Raw genomic sequence first — 14,738 nt, 5'->3', positions numbered from 1 at the left:
TTGAGGCCATCGTCGCAGACATCGGTGCGGCCCCGTGGAACGTTCGCGACTCGCAACGACATCGGTGCTCAGATCGGGCGAAAAGGTATCGAAACGGACTCCCTGCGTTAGCTTCTGTACTCAGGGGTGGTGTGATGTGAGTGGTTGGGGTCACGTGAGGAGAAGTGAGAGTTGCACGTGTCCTGCGTAAGTCGCTGGAAACATGCGGTGGGCGTCGGGTTGGCGGGCCTGCTGATCGCGGGTAGCGCCTTGGTGGGGGCCCTCTCTGCGCCACCTGCGGCCGCCGCGCCCGGTGACCCGCCACCGCCGTTGAGTCTTCGATATCTCGGCTCGTCGTCGACGATCGCTTTTCCAGGACAACAGGGAGAGGTCAGCCTCTCGCTCGCCGTGCCGCCGAACCTCACCCCCACCGAGATCCGCGGGACCGCCCAGTTCCCGTCGTTCGTCACCGGCGGGAATGTCGATGTGCTGCAAGGTGATCGACTCATCTCGCGGACGCCGATCGACCCGGCGGTGAATTCGCCGATCGCCCTGCCCCTTCGAGGCGTGCGCCTCGACCGGAATTCCGCCGACATCGTCCTGCGCACCTACCTGCGCACGGCCGGTTCCTGTGACTTCGACGCCGACAACCGATTCCGGATCGTCAACGCGGTCGTGGCCTACGGCGGACGCGAGGCGACACCGGCGAGAGTCGCCGGATTCCTACCCCCGATCCTGCGCGCCCTGACCATCTACGTCCCCGAGGATGTGAAACCCGCGGAAGGCGCCGCGGCCGTGCAACTCGCGACCGCGGTGGTCGCGAACTACGGTTCGGCGGCCGTCGACATCCGGACCGCGTCGCTGCCCCGGAACGAGACCAGGCCGACCGCTGCCGTCGGCCCGCTCGAACGGCAGGTCGTCATCAGTATCGATGCGCCGGCCGGCCTGAGCCTCGGACCGGGAGCAGGATGGCCGGTGTTGCGAATCGGCGGCAACCCCGAGGAGCTGGCGACACAGGTGCAGTTCCTCACCTCGGAACTGTCGAGCATCGCGATCAGTTCGGCCGCCGTGGCCGGAGCTCCGTTTGCCGCACCGCAACTCGCGCCGGCGGTCAACACGCTGGCCGACCTGGGTGTCGGCGATCAACTGGTCACCGCCGCCGCGGGATGGCCGTCGATCTCCTTCGGGATCGACCAGGCGAGACTGGGACGACCTTCCGAGGACGTCCGAGTCCAGTTGTCGGGCACCTACACCCCGCTCGGCGGTCAGATCGCGGTGACCGTCGGGCCGCGGGTGATCGCCTCCGTGCCCGCGGACCCGTCCGGCAGGTACAACACGTGGGTCGACATCCCGCCGGATCTCCTGGCGCGGTTCACCGAGGTCACGGTGACCTACAACCATCCCGACGTCGGCGAGGGATGCGGCACCGGGACACGGACTTCACTCAGCCTCGCGTCGACCGGTGAGGTCCGATCCGAGAGCGCCGACCCGCCGCAGCCGCCCGGCTTCGCCTCCCTCCCGCAGGCACTCATGCCCCGTACAGCGCTGGCCTGGACCGACGGCGGCGTCGACGACGTCCGCCGCGCAGTGGTGCTGATGACCGGACTGCAACGGCTGTCGGCGGTCCGACTCGGCATCGACGTCATGCCGGTCGCCGACGCCATGTCCTCGAACGGTCCGATAGTGATCGTCGCCGTCGACGGGCAGGGGGTACCCGAGTTGCCGCTGCCCGTCGAGGCGACCGGGGGCACGCTCTCGGTGCTGGGGGCCGACGGCGAACGCTCGAACGTCGTCCTCAACCCGGCCGTACGTTTCGGCTCGCTGCAGGTCGCGCGGCAGGACGGACGGTCGGTCCTGCTGGCGACGTCAACCGGGACCGCGGCCGACCTCGATGCCTTACTGACCTGGCTGGACGCCGACCCCGACCGGTGGCCGTCGCTCGCGGGCGACGCCGTCCTGCAGGTGGCCGGCCAGCAACCGGTCGTCGTGGTCGCCGACGCAGTGGCACCGGATCGATCCGAGTCGTCGGCCGGGACCTCGTGGGTGATCGTCGCGGTCGCCGCGGTGGGTGTCGTGGCGGTGGCAGCACTGGCGACCTTCCTGCTGCGGCGCCGGCGGCGGACCTCTTCCGGGGGCTGAGCGCGCATGGCCGTGACCGCCTCACGGGTCGTCGCCATGGCGACACTCTCCCGTCCCGAGACGCCGCTGTTCGGCGGTCACCCGTGGCGGGTCATCGCGTTCCGGTGGGTGCTGCTGGTGGCGTGCACGGTGCTGGGCTTCTGGAACACCATCGCGGCGGTGATCGACGAACTGCGGGCCCAGACACTCATCCTGTACGTGCCGGTGCTGGTGGTCCTGAGCCTGATCGCCGTCGTCGGGGTCTCGTGGCGCGACTTCGACGAGCCACCCATCCACGACCGGCAGACCGACGTGATCGTCGGGATCGTGGTGATCGTCCTGGCGGTGACGGGCAAACTTCTCGTCACGCCGCGCTACGGGCGGGCCTATCTGACGTCGCACATGGATCTGCTGGCGCTGTGGATGTTCGTGCTCGGAGCGTCGATCCTGCTGTTCGGTCTGCGGCCGGTCTCCCGCTACAAGTGGGCCTGGCTGGTGTTCCTGCTCATCTTCCCCATCCCGGTGCGGGGGTTGGTGCTGGCGCTTGGCGGCACCTCGATGGCCGCCGGATTCGCCCTCGTGCTGATGGCCGTCGCCGCCACGGTCGTCGCGGTGGGACGTACCTGGCGGCGCAAGGCGGTCGCGGCGCTCATCGCCGGTGCGGTGGGCCTTCTCGCACTGCTGGTGCTCAACGCCCTCGAGGCGCCGCGCAATGTGCTCGTCCCCGGACCGGCTCTGATCGCGGCCGTCGCGACCTCCGGGATCATGCTGGTCAGTTACCGGCGACGCGGCGGGCGGAGATGGTCACCGCCGGTGCGAGGGGAGGTCAAGGATCCGACGGTCGGCTTCGTCGGGCGGCCCGTGCTGGTGGTGGTCCTCGCGGCCATCCTGCTGGCATTCATCCCCACCCCGCCGGTGGGCAGTACCTGGCAGAGCAACACATACCCGCAGCTCGAGATCGGCGGGCAGCTCAACATCCCACCGGGCTGGCGTCAGGAATCGGTTCGCGTCTACGGCTGGGTGTCCCGCCTGTACGGTCCCGGTGCGGTCCTCACCCGCCAGGTGCTCGTCCAGAGCCGGGGGACACGGGCATTCGACAAATTCGCCCGACCCCGCCGCGTCGTCGTCGACAGCGTCGACAGCCGGCGACCGCTCGCGCTCGAGGTGTATCCCGACATCTTCCGCTACGACCTGTCCGACGAACGCTCGAACGAACCCGTCGACGTGGCGTTGCCGTTCGGGGTTCGCGGAAAAATGTGGAGCGTGGTCGACGATGCGAGATACCTGACGTACACGGTGGTCTCGTGGTGGTGGAACAACGGGCGCCGCACGCAACAGGTGATGATCTGGGCCGTCGACGATCACGAGCCGGCGGCGTACTTCCCGGAACCGCGGATCACCCTCCTGGAAAACCTCACCTCGCTCATGACGATCCTGTTGCGCGGCAACGCGGTTCTCCTCGACACCGACCCGCAGTACAAGGATCGCGATCTCCTGGTGGGGCTCGCCGGCGGGCTGGTGCGGTCACAACTCGTCGAGGTCGCGAGGGCCGAGCCGTGACCATCGACGAACGCGACGCCGACGCGCCGGGGGGTGGCGCGCAGCACGCGGCCCCGGCGGCCGGTCGCCGAACTGCTCGCCGACGAGGACTACCGTGCGGAAGCGCTCCGCGACGCCGTCGACCGGTTGCGCGAGGCCGATGCGGACATGTCGGCATCGGTGGCGTTCAACCGGATTCAGAAGATCATCGGGTTCACGCTGCTCGGCGTCATCGCCGTGCTGATGGTCTTCTTCCCGGTGGGCACCTGCGCGGCGCTGGTGTCGACGGCGACCGTCGCCTACGTCGTCACTCTCGCCGATCGGCTGGTGATCTTCCGGCGGGGACCGGTGAACGGGGCAATCCGGGTCAGCGACGAGCAGGCCCGGTCGATCCCCGACGAGGAACTTCCCCGCTACACGGTCCTCGTCCCCGCATACGGTGAGCCCGAAGTGGTCGGCGACCTCGTCGCCGCCATGGAGACCATCGAGTACCCCCGCGAGAAGCTCCAGGTCCTCCTGCTGCTCGAGGAGGACGACGAGCCGACGATCGAAGCCGCACGCGGGGTCGAGGCGAATGGCCTTGTCACCGTGGTCCTCACACCGCCGGCACAACCGCGAACCAAACCCAAGGCGTGCAATTTCGGCATGCACTTCGCGACCGGTGACATCGTCACCATCTTCGACGCCGAGGACAAACCCGATCCCCTGCAACTGCGTCGTGCGGTCTACGTGCTGAACAACTCCGACGACGAGTCGGTCGTGTGCGTCCAGGGCAAGCTCAGCTTCCACAACGTCCGCGACAACATGCTCACCGAGTGGTTCACCGCGGACTACGGGATCTGGTTCGGCTTCCTGCTGCCCGGGATGATGGTGAGTCGGGCGCCGATTCCGTTGGGCGGCACGTCGAATCACTTCAAACGCGATGTGCTCGACCGGATCGGGGCGTGGGAGCCCTTCAACGTCACCGAGGACGCCGACCTCGGGTGCGGATCGCCGACCACGGTTACCGCACGGTCGTGCTGGACTCGATCACGCTGGAAGAGGCCAACGTCGACGCCATCAACTGGGTGCGCCAGCGATCCCGTTGGTACAAGGGCTGCATGCAGACCTGGCTCGTGCACATGCGTCACCCGGTCAAGCTGTGGCACATCCTCGGACCCGTTGCGTTCGTCCGCTTCACGCTGCTCATCGCGGGCACGCCGGTGATCGCGTGCGTCAACATGGTGTTCTGGCTGATCCTCGCGCTGTGGATCGCGGGGCAGCCGCTGATCGTCGTCGACCTCTTCCCGGGACCCATCTACTACCTCGCGCTCGTCTCGATGCTGCTGGGCAACGGTGCGGCGATATACATGAACCTGATCGCGATCCGGGAGGACGACCGGAGCGAACTGCTGTTCTCGGCGTTGCTGATCCCGCTGTACTGGCTGATGATGAGCGTCGCGGCCATCAAGGGCATGTGGCAGATCCTGGTCAATCCGTCGTACTGGGAGAAGACCTTCCACGGCCTGTCGACCAGCCATCAGGAATCCGCGGCGGACGATCCCGGTGAGCAGGGCGCACACGGCACGAGTGGGGAAGAGCCCGGAGGCGCCACGTGAACCGGCGGCTTCGGGTCGGGGTCCTGATCTTCCTGGCCGCCTGGTTGCCGTATCTGGTCGTCGGGGTGTACCTGGCGACCGAGGTGCATCTCTTCTTCGGTGACGCGTTGTCCAGGGTCCAGTCGGCGCAGAGCGTGTTGTTCAGCCGGACACCGCGTCTGTCGGCCATCGGCTTCGTCTTCACCCCGCTGACCGCGGTGGTGCAACTGCCCCTCGTCGCGTTGAGCCCGTGGTGGCCGGAGATGACCACCCACGCGCTGTCGGCGGTGATCATGTCGTCGATGTTCATGGCCGGTTCGGTCGTCCAGGTCTCGGGTATCGCTCGCGATCGGGGTCTCGATCCGGTTGTCGCCGCGGTCTTCACGATCTGTTACGCAGCGAATCCGATGGTCGTGCTGTACGGCGCCAACGGGATGAGCGAGGCGCCGTACCTGTTCTTTCTCGCCTGGGCGTCGCGCCGCCTGATCCGCTGGGTCTCCACCGATGACGTACACGAGCTTGTCGTCGCGGGAATCGCGCTCGCACTGTCCTACCTCACCCGCTACGACGGCGGGGCGGCCGCGCTGGCCGCCGGATGCGTCGTCGGATGGGTCACCTACCGCCGCCGCGACGGGCGAAAACGTCTGTCGCGAAGCCTCGTCGACATCACCCTCGTCGTCGCCCCGAGCGCGCTGGCCTTCCTCGCCTGGGCGGCGACCGGCTGGCTGATCACCGGGAACGCGTTCGCACAGTTCACCTCCGAGTACGGCAACGCCGCCATCATCGCGCAATCCGGCGGCAGCGGATCGTCGACGACGAGCGAAGCCATCTGGTTCTCCATCACCGAGTTGGCCATTCTCGCGCCGCTGTTGCCGATCCTCGTCGTGGGGCTGATCGGCGTGCGTGCGCGGCGCCACCGGCTGTCACCCCTGTTGCCGGGGCTCATGATCGTGGCGGTACTGGCCTTCCAGGTCTTCGGCTACGCGCGGGGTTCGACCTTCGGCTTCCTGCGGTTCTACATGACGGTGATCCTCCTGGCCGCCATCGTGGCGTTGATGTCGGTACCGCTGCGCCGGCCGATCCCGATGCGTCGCGCGGGCGCCCACGCGGACCCGGCGCCTGTGCGGCCCTACGCATCGCGGTGGGGGGTACACGATCGCGTGCACGGTGGCCATCGTGGTGATGGCGTCGGCGCTGCCCGTGACCGCGATGGGGATGACGTCACCGAAGTACGCCCCGCAGGAGTTCGCGCTGGGATCGGTGGTGAACCCGCAACCGCAGTCGGTTCAGCAGAAACACCTCGTACGAGCAACGGGTGGTCCGTTCGTTCTCCACCGAACGTGCACTGGCCGAGTACCTCGACGGGCTTGCCCTACCGGACGGTTCGGTCCTGTGTGACACCGTCTACGGATTCGCGGTGGTCGTGCAGTCCGAGCGGCCGCGACAGTTCGTCATCCCGTCGGACCGGGACTTCGCCCAACGGCTCAACGCTCCCGCGGACCTCGGTGTCAGGTACTTCCTCACCGCTCCGGTCGAGGGTCGAGGTGTGGCCGATGCGATCAACCAGCGTTATCCGACCATGTACGAGAACGGTGCCCAGATCGGGGCGCTCGTCCTCGAGGCGCGCAACGACGGTGCGGACCTGCCGGATTGGCGTGTCTATCAGATCATGAGATGACGACGATCAGCGCGCATGGTCGCGGACGACCTTCCACGCGGGATCGTGTGGGCCGATGTCGTAGGTGCATTCCGAGGTGCGGGGTCGGGTACATACGACCACAGCAGTGCGCCCGCGGTTCCGGCGTCGCGCTGGCGGGTGATGATGGCGTCGAGCTGCCGCGCCCGGGTGGACAGCGGCAGGCACGATCCGGCTTCGACGCCGATCTCGTTGACCACCAGTGGTTTTCCGAGCTGACGCGACTGGGTGATGCGTGTGGGCAGATTGCTGCCGCGCGGTCCGGAGTGCGTGCCGGAGCTGTAGTCGTGGAAGTCGAGGACATCGATCCCGCTCGACCCGGCGACCTCCGCATAGGCGTTCCCGGCGATTCCGCACTGGTCGCCACCCACCAGTCCGGAGAAGATCGGTCGTGCGTCGTCGAAGGAACGGAGGTGCGCACCGGCCTGATCGAAGAAGCCTCGCAGCACCGCGGTGGCGTCGTCGGGGCACACCCGGTTCCGCCAGTCGCAGGCGGTGCCGCAGCTGCTGGCCTCCGGTTCGCCGACCAGTTCCCGGCCGATGATCGACGGTTCGTCATGCCACCGGGTCACGGCCGTCTGCACCCACTCGGCATAGGTCTGGTGACTTCGCGACTTCTGGGTGCGCCAGCCGTTCACATAGAAGCCACGGTCCTTGAACCGGCCGTCCCCGCAGTCTCCCGATCCGCCCGTGAGCACCGGCAACACCAGCTGCCGATGACGGGAGCGGCCGCGAAGACCCGGTCGAGCGGTCCGAAATCCATAAGCCCACTGCGCTTGTCGACGACAAAGGACGAATACAGGTTGAAACGGGTGAGCGCGCGCGGCGGCAGTTGCGCGAAATAGTCGTCGAGATCGACCTCCGCGCCACAACCGGTGTTGACCGACCAGTCCGTGCCGAGCTGGTAGGCGTTGAAACCGACGGGCCACCACGGCTTCCCGTCGAGGGTGAGGCCGGTGGGCGTGGCGCGGACTCGGTGGGATTGGGTGGACTCCGGTGGACCGGCCAGCGGGGTGAGGGCGCAGCCGGTCATGCAGATCAGTCCGCCGAGCACGACGACGAGGGCGGCGGCGAGCATCCGCATCGTGCGCCGGTGTCTCACAGCTGCAGGCTACTCGTCGCCTAGGGTGGCGTCATGAGGAGTACGTCGATGGCACAAACGAGGGCGCGGATCTTCGCTTCTGCCTGCGCCGGTGGTGTCGGCGTCGCGATCGTCCTCGGCGGATGTGGTTCGACCGAACCCGCCGGTACCGGTGCCCCGATCAGCGCCACCCCGAGCAGTACGACGCCGGGCAGTGTCACGCCCAGCGGTGTCACGGCGGGGGCGGCCACGACGACCCACGGGGCGAGCGACTCGCCGACCACTCCGACGGTGGTCTACCGGGCACCCTTCATCGAACGCGTCGAATGGACCGACACCGAGGTCGGTCCCAGCCTCTCGGTGTTCCCGACCACTTCCGGGCGGTACACGCAGGACCCCACGGCCATGGCCGCGGCGTGGCGGGAGGTCGTCGGACTCGACGCCGGCGCCGACACCCCCGGCATGCAGGCGCAGTTCGAGTGCCACTGGCGCTTCGCGCGGATCGTCGAACCCGAGAAACCGAGCTGGAACCTCGAACCGGGACGCCCCGTCGTCACCGAAGAGGACATGATCGGCGCCCGCTGCAATCCGGGGTTCGCCGAGGAGTACTGACGCCCAGGAGTACTAGCGCGTGGCGTGCACGCGGCGTGAGCCGATGAAGCGGCACACGACGTAGATCACGAACGAGATGATCGTGACGAACACCGAGACCGGGAGTTTCGGCGCGAGTGACATCAGCAACCCGCCGACCGCGGCGATCTCGGCGAAGACGACCGACAGCACCAGAGCCCGAGCCGGATTCGCGGTCACCCGCGCCGCCGCCGCACCCGGGGTGATCAGCAGCGACATCACCAGCAGCGCGCCGATGATCTGGACACCCTGGGCCGCCGCGAGTCCCATGATGACCGCGAAGACGACGGACAGCGTCCGGACGGGCACGCCATGCGCCTGCGCGACCCGCGGATCGGTGGATGCGAACAGGAGCGGTCGATAGATCACCGCCAGCACCGCGACGACCACGGCGGTGGTGATCGCGATCGCCACGAGACCGTCGATCCCGACGCTGACGACCTGTCCGGTCAGCAGCGCGAAACCGGTACCGATGCGGCCGTAGAGGGCGAGGAACAGGACACCGATTCCGAGGCCGAACGCCATCACGACACCGATCACGGAGTCGCGTTCGCGGGCCTTGTTGCCGAGGAACCCGAATACCGCGGCCGCGATCACCGCACCGATGACACCACCGAGATTGACACTGAAGCCGATCAGCAGAGCGGCCGCCGCACCCGTCACGGACAACTCGCTGCAGCCGTGGACCGCGAACGACATCTGCCGCGCCACGATCAGCGGTCCCAGCAGCCCGCCGAGCAGTCCGAGCAACATCATCGCGAGCAGCGCCTGCTGCATGAAGTCGTAGCCGAGCAGGTTCACGGTTTCGGAGAAGTCCCAGAGGTCGCTGAACCGACGTTCGACGGCCAGCGAGGTCACGCTCATGCGGACTGGCTTCCGGCGTCGGCGATGTCGACGCAGTGGTGTGCGTCCTCGCCGCCGATCACGATGAGTCGACCATTGACCCGGAGCACCTCGACGTCGCTGCCGTACAGCTCGCTGAGCGTCTCGGTGGTCATCACCTCGTCGGGGGTGCCGATGCGGAACCGCCCGCCGACCAGGTAGAGCACACGATCGACGTAGGGGAGGATCGGGTTGATCTCATGCGTGACGAACACGACCGCGGTCCCGGCCTGACGTCGACGCTGGTCGATGAGGTCGACCACGACCTGCTGATTGGTGGGATCCAGGCTCGCCAGCGGCTCGTCGCACAAGAGGAGGGCGGGATCGCTGACGACGGCCTGGGCCACGCGCAGTCGCTGCTGTTCGCCGCCGGAGAGGACGCCGAGCGGTGCGTCGGCGTAGGGGAGCGAATCCACCGCGGCGAGCGCCCGGTCGACGAGTTCGCGCCTGCGCGACCGGCCGCGCAGGCCGAGACCCCACCGGCTGCCGTCGACGCCGAAACCGACCAGGTCCCGGCCGCGGATCGCCATGGGGTCGGCGTCATCGGCGTGTTGCTGCGGGATGTAGCCGATCGCGCCGGTGGTCGCGACGGCGCCGCTGTCGAGAGGGTACTGACGCAGCAGGACACGAAGTAAGGACGTCTTGCCGGAGCCGTTGGGACCGAGCACGGCGACGAACTCACCCGGGCGGATCGTCAGGTCGAGGTCGTCCCAGAGCACGCGGTTGCCGAAGCCGAGTCGCGCACCCGAGAACGTCACCACCGGGTCGGTGCCCACCGTCATCGCGGTCACCTCTTCTCGGTGTCGAGGGCTGCCGCGAGCGCGTCGATCTGTGCGCGCTGCCAGGCGAGGTAGTCGGTGACGCCGTCCGGGAGGGTCTCGGTGAACTCGACAACCGGCACCTTCGAGGATTTCGCGACGTCGAGCATCGCCTGGGTTACCGGGTCGATGGCCTGGACGTTGTAGATCAGGACGGCGACGCCGCGGGATGCAAGGAGATCCTGCATGGCGGCGCGGTCCGCGGCGGACGGCGACTGACCCTCCTCGACGGCCTGGGTGAACCCGGCGGGAGCCGCGTCGGCCAGGCCGGCCTCGGTGAGCAGGTAACCCGCGAGCGGCTCCGTCTGGGCGACCTTCGTGCCGTCGTGCGCCTTGCGGATGCCGGCGAGCTCGGTCCGCAGACCGTCGATGCCGGAGGTGAAGGTCTCGGCGTTCGCACGGTAGGTCCCGGCGTTCTCCGGGTCCTGCTCGGACAGCGCATCGGCGATCTTGCCGGCGACCTCCGCGACCACCGGCAGGTCGTAGAAGACGTGCTCGTTCTCGGTGCCGTGGTCGTGACCTGCGTCGCCATGGTCGGTGTGGTCGCCGGCATCGTGCTCGTCGCTGCCGGCGAGTTCGAATGCATCGACGACGGTCGCGTCCGAGGACTTCGCGGCCTGCTCCATGTAGGCGTCGTAGTGACCGCCGTTCATCACGAGGATGTCGGCGTCGGCGACCGTCGCGGTGTCGGCGGCGGACGGCTCGAACTCATGGGGATCGCCATCGGTGCTGGTGTACAGGGCGGTGACGGTGGCCTTGTCGCCGGCGACCGCGGAGGCGACCGAGCCCCAGACGTTGGTCGACGTCACCACGGTCGGGGTGCCGTCTCCGTTCCCGGAGTCGCTCGAGCAACCGGTGAGCACCAGCGCGGCGGCGGACAGAACTCCGGCCGCGGCCAGAAGCGATTTCCTCATGACACCCTTTTTCGCAAATGACAATCGTTACCGAAAACAGTGTAGGGGATCGTCGGGCCGGACGCGAAGCCGCGGGACTGCTCGGGTGAGCGCTGGTGGAAGCGGAGGGCGCGCGTCACCGTCGACGCCATTTCTCTAAGGTGGAGGCCATGACCTCCAGCCCGTTGCCGCGGCGTGTCGCGCTGATCTCCGTGCACACCTCGCCGTTGGCGCAGCCGGGCACCGGTGACGCGGGTGGGATGAACGTCTACGTGTGGCAGACCGCGATCCGGCTGGCGCGGCGCGGTATCGAGGTCGAGATCTTCACCCGGGCGACGTCGTCGTCCGATGCGCACTCGGTCGCGGCCGCTCCGGGCGTGACCGTCCGTAACGTGGTCGCCGGACCGTTCGAGGGCCTCGACAAACGCGACCTCCCCGCTCAGTTGTGTGCCTTCACCGCGGGGGTGTTGCGGGCCGAGGCGGCGCAGGCGCCCGGCCACTACGACGTGATCCACTCGCATTACTGGCTGTCGGGACAGGTCGGCTGGCTCGCGCGCGACCGATGGGGTGTGCCGCTGGTGCACACCGCCCACACCCTGGCCGCCGTGAAGAACGCCGCACTGGCCGAGGGCGACACCGCCGAACCGCAGCTGCGGGTCATCGGCGAGCAGCAGGTGGTCGGCGAGGCCGATCGGCTGGTCGCGAACACCGAAACCGAAGCGGTGGAACTTCTCTCGATGTACGACGCCGACGCCGACCGCATCGACGTGGTGACGCCGGGCGCCGACCTCGAGTGCTATACCCCCGGATCGTCGGCGGAGGCCAGATCGATCCTCGGTCTCGACCCCGACGAGACGATCGTGACCTTCGTGGGTCGAATCCAGCCGCTCAAGGCACCCGACCTACTGGTCTCGGCGATCGCGCCCCTGATCAAGGACGCGTCCGCGTCCGGACGACAGCTGCGGCTCCTGATCGTCGGCGGGCCTTCGGGTTCCGGGCTTCAGCGGCCGACCGCGCTGATGGATCAGGTCGCCGAACTCGGGATCTCCGAGTCCGTCACCTTCCTCCCCCCACAGCCGTCGGACCGTCTGGTCCAGGTGTACCGCGCGTCGGATGTGGTCGCGGTGCCGAGCCATTCCGAGAGTTTCGGGCTTGTGGCCATCGAGGCGCAGGCCTGTGGGACGCCCGTCATCGCCGCCAACGTCGGAGGCCTCGGCGTCGCCGTCGACGACGGCCGCACCGGCGTGCTGGTCAACGGTCACGCGGTCGGTGACTGGACGAATGCGCTGGAAAAGCTTCTCGCGCAAACCGATCGGATGGCCGAACTCGGCCGCAACGCCCGTCGGCACGCCGAGAAGTTCTCCTGGGAGCACACGGTTGATCAGCTGATCGAGAGCTACCGCCACGCGATGCACTCGTTCGCCGCCCGGTCGGATGCCGCCCACGCAGAGGCCGAACAGGCGGCGCAAGGCCCGGGTGGGCCCGCACGAGTACGCCGGCGCTGGCGTCGGCGTCGTAACCGGGTGACCGTCTGAACGGTCTCGCCGAACCCCGTTCACCAGCTGAGAGGATGTCGTGAGTCGCACCGAGGTCGTCGACCTGCTCGAAAAGACACTGACCGAGAACGAGATCGCCTACTCGCGGAAGAGCGGTGGTGGCGCCGACGTCGACCACGTCATCCTGGAACTGCCGGGTGAGCAGAAGCTCAAGACGACGGTGCTGCTCACCGCCAGTGAGCACGGGGTCAGGGTCGAGGCCTTCGTGTGTCGCCGGCCCGACGAGAACCACGCCGGCGTCTACCGATACCTGCTCAAGCGCAACCGTCGGCTGTACGGCGTCGCCTACACCATCGACAACACCGGGGACATCTACCTGGTCGGCCGGATCTCGGCCGACGCGCTCGGCTCGGACGAACTCGACCGAGTCCTCGGGCAGGTGCTCGAGGCGGCCGACGGTGACTTCAACACCCTGCTCGAACTCGGGTTCCTCACCTCGATCCAGCGCGAATGGGCGTGGCGCGTCTCGCGTGGCGAATCCCTGCGCAACCTCCTGGCTTTCGAGCACCTCATCGACAAGGAGGCGCTGCCCGAGGCCGGCGCGCCGCTCGAAGGGCGTTATGTCCCAGGAGAATCCGTGGTCGAGGGGGCTCAGACCTCCAGCGACCAGGAGGACTCCGGCGCCTGAGGAATCCTCCCACTGAAAACCGCCCCCGAAAACCGCCCTCTGTAGCGGCGTCGACATATCGTCGATCGCTTCCTGGGGAGGGCGGATCTCAGGGGCGGTTTCCGGGCTGCCGCCCCGGGAACTCTCGGCCGCGCGACTCGTCCCGAAATACTCGACGCCGCGGAGGCGATTCGGGAAGACTGGTCCACGAAGAGGTCCAGGTCACATCGTATCAATGAGTGTTGATACGATGCGCAGGCGAAACCCACCCACCACTGGAGGTGCCATGAGCTTCACGAGTCCGTTCCCCGATGTCGAGATCCCGGACATGAGTGTCTTCGATTACCTGTTCGGGTCGATCGCCGATGAGGATCTTGCGCGTACCGCCCTGGTGGACTCGAAGTCGGGTACGACGACCTCCTACGGTCAGCTCGTCGGGCAGATCGAGGCCGCGGCCGGGGCGCTCGCGTCGCGGGGGATCGGGGTCGGGGACGTGGTGGGCATCCTGTCGCCGAACATTCCGGCGTTTGCGACGGTGTTCCACGGCATCCTGCGCGCCGGTGGCACGGCGACGACGATCAATGCGCTGTTCACCGCACCTGAGATCGCCAAGCAGTTGCGGGATTCGGGTGCGAAGATGCTGGTGACGATCTCACCGATGTTCGAGCAGGCCAAGGCGGCCGCCGACGAGGTGGGTCTGGCGGAGGCGAACCTGATCGTCCTCGACGGTGAGGGGCAGGACGCGTCGGGTCATCCGAATGCGATCGACCTGTTGGGCGCGAATCTGCCGGCTCCGGAGGTGTCCTTCGATCCGGCCACCCATGTGGCGGTGCTGCCCTACAGCTCGGGAACGACGGGTAATCCGAAGGGGGTGGCGCTCTCGCACCGGAATCTGGTGGCCAATGTCGCCCAGTTGAAGCCGTTGCAGGGGATGACCGCCGACGATGTGGTGATCGCGGTGTTGCCGTTCTTCCACATCTACGGCATGACGGTGTTGCTGAATGCGGCGCTGGCCGCGCGCGCGTCTCTGGTGGTGATGCCGCGCTTTGATCTGGTGGAGTTCTTGGAGAACATCCAGAATCACAAGGTGACGATGGCCTACATCGCGCCGCCGGTGGCGGTCGCGTTGGCCAAGCATCCGATCGTGGACGACTACGACCTGTCGTCGTTGCACACGATGATGTCGGGGGCGGCGCCGCTGGATGACGAGCTCGGTCAGGCGGTGGCCAAGCGTCTGGACCTGCACATGCTGCAGGGCTACGGCATGAGCGAGCTCTCGCCGGTCTCCCACATCATCCCGTTCGACACCCAGGCGACGCTGGGTCGTGAGGATCCGCCGTTGTCCTCGACGGGGTGGCCGGT

Annotated in this window: 9 protein-coding genes and 3 pseudogenes; 8 read left to right on the top strand and 4 right to left on the bottom strand. The window is 67.8% G+C overall.

What is annotated here, in order from left to right:
* Nucleotides 1-207: 207 nt before the first annotated feature.
* The 4 genes and pseudogenes from BPODLACK_RS00060 (at nt 208) to BPODLACK_RS00045 (ending at nt 6,891) form a co-directional block, all read left to right on the top strand.
* On the top strand, nt 208-2,118 hold the full coding sequence (locus BPODLACK_RS00060) for a hypothetical protein (RefSeq protein ID WP_159404442.1): 1,911 nt from the start codon (nt 208-210) through the stop codon (nt 2,116-2,118).
* Nucleotides 2,119-2,124: 6 nt separating this feature from the next.
* Nucleotides 2,125-3,657, top strand: a complete 1,533-nt coding sequence (locus tag BPODLACK_RS00055) for a hypothetical protein (RefSeq protein ID WP_159404441.1) — start codon at nt 2,125-2,127, stop codon at nt 3,655-3,657.
* Nucleotides 3,654-5,234 (top strand): annotated as a pseudogene (locus BPODLACK_RS00050) (glycosyltransferase). Before BPODLACK_RS00055 ends, BPODLACK_RS00050 begins: the two are co-directional and overlap by 4 nt.
* Nucleotides 5,231-6,891, top strand: a pseudogene (locus BPODLACK_RS00045) (ABC transporter). Before BPODLACK_RS00050 ends, BPODLACK_RS00045 begins: the two co-directional pseudogenes overlap by 4 nt.
* A 6-nt stretch (nt 6,892-6,897) precedes the next feature.
* On the opposite strand, the pseudogene BPODLACK_RS00040 reads toward BPODLACK_RS00045, so the two are convergent.
* Nucleotides 6,898-7,987 (bottom strand): annotated as a pseudogene (locus tag BPODLACK_RS00040) (beta-mannosidase).
* A gap of 72 nt (nt 7,988-8,059) precedes the next feature.
* Between BPODLACK_RS00040 and BPODLACK_RS00035 the strand changes: the two are divergent.
* Entirely contained in the window at nt 8,060-8,602 is a 543-nt protein-coding gene (locus BPODLACK_RS00035; RefSeq protein WP_006435651.1) for a DUF2599 domain-containing protein, read from the top strand.
* A gap of 12 nt (nt 8,603-8,614) precedes the next feature.
* Here the strand turns inward: BPODLACK_RS00035 and BPODLACK_RS00030 are convergent, their stop codons facing one another.
* Genes BPODLACK_RS00030 through BPODLACK_RS00020 form a run of 3 tightly spaced genes read right to left on the bottom strand, consistent with a single transcriptional unit; the run spans nt 8,615 to nt 11,234 of the window.
* A complete protein-coding gene (locus BPODLACK_RS00030) occupies nt 8,615-9,484 on the bottom strand; it encodes a metal ABC transporter permease (RefSeq protein ID WP_006435650.1) in 870 nt (289 codons plus the stop codon).
* Entirely contained in the window at nt 9,481-10,284 is an 804-nt protein-coding gene (locus BPODLACK_RS00025) for a metal ABC transporter ATP-binding protein (protein WP_159404440.1), read from the bottom strand. The genes BPODLACK_RS00030 and BPODLACK_RS00025 overlap by 4 nt, the downstream gene beginning before the upstream one ends.
* A 5-nt stretch (nt 10,285-10,289) precedes the next feature.
* A complete protein-coding gene (locus BPODLACK_RS00020) occupies nt 10,290-11,234 on the bottom strand; it encodes a metal ABC transporter solute-binding protein, Zn/Mn family (protein ID WP_159404439.1) in 945 nt (314 codons plus the stop codon).
* 149 nt (nt 11,235-11,383) lie between these two features.
* Between BPODLACK_RS00020 and mshA the strand changes: the two genes are divergently transcribed.
* The 3 genes from mshA to BPODLACK_RS00005 all read left to right on the top strand — a co-directional run.
* Nucleotides 11,384-12,748, top strand: coding sequence for a D-inositol-3-phosphate glycosyltransferase (mshA, locus tag BPODLACK_RS00015; RefSeq protein WP_159404438.1), 1,365 nt, complete (start codon nt 11,384-11,386; stop codon nt 12,746-12,748).
* 40 nt (nt 12,749-12,788) lie between these two features.
* The gene (locus tag BPODLACK_RS00010; RefSeq protein WP_159404437.1) at nt 12,789-13,397 is read left to right on the top strand and encodes a YbjN domain-containing protein; all 609 of its coding nucleotides are present in this window, start codon (nt 12,789-12,791) and stop codon (nt 13,395-13,397) included.
* 265 nt (nt 13,398-13,662) lie between these two features.
* Nucleotides 13,663-14,738 (top strand): AMP-binding protein (locus BPODLACK_RS00005; RefSeq protein ID WP_159404436.1); only part of this gene is annotated, 1,076 nt, incomplete at its 3' end.

This window comes from Gordonia sp. YY1 (genome assembly GCF_009872315.1).
Lineage (GTDB): Bacteria > Actinomycetota > Actinomycetes > Mycobacteriales > Mycobacteriaceae > Gordonia > Gordonia amicalis.
Note: the sequence above shows the minus strand (reverse complement) of the source record. Positions and strands in the feature narration are given on the sequence as shown.

Bases quoted from the DNA above. Each gene is read 5' to 3' on its own strand.
- BPODLACK_RS00055 (WP_159404441.1), top strand. From the start codon at position 2,125: ATGGCCGTGACCGCCTCACGGGTCGTCGCCATGGCGACACTCTCCCGT.
- BPODLACK_RS00035 (WP_006435651.1), top strand. From the start codon at position 8,060: ATGGCACAAACGAGGGCGCGGATCTTCGCTTCTGCCTGCGCCGGTGGT.
- BPODLACK_RS00030 (WP_006435650.1), bottom strand. From the start codon at position 9,484: ATGAGCGTGACCTCGCTGGCCGTCGAACGTCGGTTCAGCGACCTCTGG.
- BPODLACK_RS00025 (WP_159404440.1), bottom strand. From the start codon at position 10,284: ATGACGGTGGGCACCGACCCGGTGGTGACGTTCTCGGGTGCGCGACTC.
- BPODLACK_RS00020 (WP_159404439.1), bottom strand. From the start codon at position 11,234: ATGAGGAAATCGCTTCTGGCCGCGGCCGGAGTTCTGTCCGCCGCCGCG.
- mshA (WP_159404438.1), top strand. From the start codon at position 11,384: ATGACCTCCAGCCCGTTGCCGCGGCGTGTCGCGCTGATCTCCGTGCAC.